Genomic DNA, 3,177 nt, shown 5'->3' with positions numbered 1-3,177 from the left:
CTCTTTCATGGCAAAGGCTTCAGCGCGCCCCATGACAATGCAGTTGGTGATGATCAGACCCACGAACACCGACATCGACTTGGCCAGATCGTAGGCGAAGGCCTTGAGCAGCTGATCCACCACAATCACCAGCGAAGCGATGATGGTCATCTGCACGATGATGCGAATGCTCGACGGGATATGGTTGCGGATCAGGCTGATCGAAAAGTTCGAACAGGCGGTAACCGCGGTCAGCGCCGCGCACATCAGCAACGCAGTCGCGACCTGGTTGGTCACGGCAAGCGCGCTACAAATACCCAGAATCTGCAGGGCGATCGGATTGTTGTTGACCAGCGGTTCGGTCAACACCTTCATAGCCTGACTCTGTGCCATGTCTATCCCTCCGCCGACAGCTTGCCGCTGCGCATCTTGTCGAGAAACGGCTCGAACCCGTTCTCGCCCAACCAGTAGTGAATCGTATTCGACACGCCGCGGCTGGTCAGCGTCGCGCCGGACAGGCCGTCAACCTTGTACTGCGCGTTCGGCGTACCCTGGCCGACACTGCCCTTGATTACGCTCAACTCCACGTCGCCGCTGTCATCGTAGACCTTCTTGCCGTCCCATTTGGCACGCCAGCGCGGATTTTCCACTTCGGCACCGAGACCGGGCGTTTCGCCCTGCTCGTAGTACTTGATGCCCTGGACCGTATTCGCGTCGGGCGCGAGCGCCAGAAAGCCGTACATCGTCGACCACAGGCCATAGCCGTGAATCGGCAGCACGATGGTCTTGAGCTTGCCCTGGTCATCCTTGACCAGATACACCTCGGCATACTTCGAGCGCTGCTTGATATCGGCGATATCCTGCGAGCGCGGGATCTTGATGCTGGTGTCCGGGTCCGATGCCGCGCGCCGCTGGTCGAAGTTGCCCGACTCCATGTCCGGCACGTATTCGCCGGTGGACAAGTCGACGACGCGGGCTTCGATCCGGTCGCGAAAGACTTCGTTCACGTCGACATCGGCACCGCTGGGCAGCCCCGCGACCTCGAGAATGTTACTGCGGCGGTCAGCCTTGGCGTTGACCGTCTGCATCGGCTTGAGGAAAGTCGCCGCCGACGCCACCAGCACCGAGCAAACCAGACACACCGCAAGCGCGACCACCACCACGTAGCCGACGCCGTCACGAGAAAATCCGACAATACCAACCATGATCTACTCCGCGGCCACCGTATCGACCGACTTGCCGCGCCGGCTGCCGTTGGCGCCGGCCAGACGCTTCTGGCGCCGCCGCACGTTGGCCTGCACCACAAAATAGTCGATTAGCGGTGCAAAGATGTTCGCAAACAGAATCGCCAGCATGATGCCTTCCGGGAAGGCCGGATTGACCACCCGCACCAGACCGGTCATCACGCCGATTAGCGCGCCGTAGATCAGGCGTCCGGTGTTGGTCATCGAGGCGCTGACCGGATCCGTTGCCATGAACACGGCACCGAAGGCAAAACCGCCAATCACCAGATGCCAGTACCACGGCATGGCGAACATCTGGTTGGTGTCGCTGCCGATGAGGTTGAACAGCAAAGTAATACCGACCAGGCCGCCCACGCAGCCGGCCATGATCCGCCAGGACGCCACCCGGGTGTAGAGCAGAAATGCTGCGCCCAGAAGAATCGCCAGCGTGGAGGTCGAACCCAGCGAGCCCTGGATATCGCCGGCGAATGCATCCCACCAGGTAATCTGACTGGTGATCGCGTTCATGCCATCACTGGCACCCAGGCCCAGCGGCGTGGCCGCCGACCAGCCGTCGACGGCGGTCCAGACGCTATCGCCGGACATGTAGGCAGGAAAGGCGAAGAACAGGAACGCGCGCCCGGTGAGCGCCGGATTGAGGAAGTTCTTGCCGGTACCGCCAAATACTTCCTTGCCCACGACAATGCCGAAGGTGATACCCAGCGCGGCCTGCCAGAGCGGGATCGCCGGCGGCAGCGTCAGCGTGTAGAGAATGGACGTGGCAAAGAAGCCTTCGTTGATTTCGTGATTGCGAACTGCGGCAAACAGCGCCTCCCAGATGCCGCCCACCACGAACGTCACGAAATAGACCGGCGCGAAATACCAGAACCCGAAGACGAAGTTGTCCCAGAAACTATCGGGGCTGTGGCCGACACCGAACCAGGCCAGGGGTATCTGGCGCCAGTTATCGACGCTGTCGAGGCCCATCTGCGACATGGCCATATTGGCCTGAAAGCCGGTATTCCAGCAGGCCATGAAAATACAGGGGAAGGTCGCCAGCCACACGTAGATCATTACGCGCTTGAGGTCGATCCCGTCGCGTACGTGTGGCGCGTTTCGGGTCGTGTCCGCCGGCGAATAAAAGAACGTATCCACCATTTCATAGAGCGCATAGAAACGCTCGAACCGTCCGCCCTTGGCGAACAGCGGGTGCAAGCGATCCAGCCCTTCTCTCAAACCCGCCATGGAATCAACCCTCGCGTTCGATGATGTCGAGATTCGCACGCAGGTGCGGCCCGAAATCGTATTTGGCCACGTCGACGAACGTCAGCAGTGCCAAATCCTCTTCGTCGAGCTCGGTGGCACCCAGCGCCTGGGCGCTGTCCGTATCCTGCACCAGCAGTGCGCGCAGCAGCTGCGTGGGCAGAATATCGAGCGGCATGACTTCTTCGTAGTTGCCGATCGGCACCATCGCTCGGGCACTGCCGTTCTGCGACGTATTGAATTTGTAACTCGACGGCTTGAGCAGGCTCGACAGAAAGACGTTGATCTTGGAGAACCGATCACGGCCCGGCGCCAACCAGCCCATGAACGGCCGCTCCCGGCTTTCCGGCAACAGCGTCAGCTGGGTGTCGTAGCGGCCGATGAAGGAACCCCACTCGGCGGCGCGACGCCCGGACAGAACCGAACCAGAGATCGCGCGAACCTCGTCGCCTTCGAGCTCGTCGTGCAGCAACTCATCCGTACTTGCACCCATACGCGTGCGCAGCAGGCGCGGATTCGATGCCGCCGGCCCACACAGCGCGACCACACGCTCGACGTTGATACGCCCGGTGGTGAACAACGCGCCGATGGCCATGACGTCCTGATAGCCCAGATGCCACACACAGCTATCGACGCCGACCGGATCGAGAAAATGCACGTGGGTACCGACCAGCCCGGCCGGATGCTTGCCTTCGAACTCGGCGGTCACGAA

At 61.2% G+C, this 3,177-nt stretch carries 3 protein-coding genes and 1 pseudogene; all 4 read right to left on the bottom strand.

Annotated elements, in window-relative coordinates; genetic code table 11:
• Positions 1 to 372, bottom strand: a 372-nt coding sequence (locus tag ABNU97_RS17555; protein ID WP_348767957.1) for an Rnf-Nqr domain containing protein, incomplete at its 3' end; no start/stop codon positions are given.
• A gap of 2 nt (positions 373 to 374) precedes the next feature.
• The gene (locus ABNU97_RS17550; protein ID WP_348767956.1) at positions 375 to 1,184 is read right to left on the bottom strand and encodes a Na(+)-translocating NADH-quinone reductase subunit C; all 810 of its coding nucleotides are present in this window, start codon (positions 1,182 to 1,184) and stop codon (positions 375 to 377) included.
• A gap of 3 nt (positions 1,185 to 1,187) precedes the next feature.
• Positions 1,188 to 2,447 carry an NADH:ubiquinone reductase (Na(+)-transporting) subunit B gene (locus ABNU97_RS17545; protein ID WP_348767955.1) on the bottom strand — a complete coding sequence of 420 codons (1,260 nt, stop codon included), beginning with the start codon at positions 2,445 to 2,447 and terminating at the stop codon, positions 1,188 to 1,190.
• A gap of 4 nt (positions 2,448 to 2,451) precedes the next feature.
• Positions 2,452 to 3,177, bottom strand: a pseudogene (locus ABNU97_RS17540) (NADH:ubiquinone reductase (Na(+)-transporting) subunit A); the annotation flags it as partial.

It is taken from the genome of uncultured Salinisphaera sp., assembly GCF_964012375.1.
Classification (GTDB): domain Bacteria; phylum Pseudomonadota; class Gammaproteobacteria; order Nevskiales; family Salinisphaeraceae; genus Salinisphaera.
This window is presented reverse-complemented; position numbering and strand designations above follow the sequence as displayed.

Bases quoted from the DNA above. Each gene is read 5' to 3' on its own strand.
- ABNU97_RS17550 (WP_348767956.1), bottom strand. From the start codon at position 1,184: ATGGTTGGTATTGTCGGATTTTCTCGTGACGGCGTCGGCTACGTGGTG.
- ABNU97_RS17545 (WP_348767955.1), bottom strand. From the start codon at position 2,447: ATGGCGGGTTTGAGAGAAGGGCTGGATCGCTTGCACCCGCTGTTCGCC.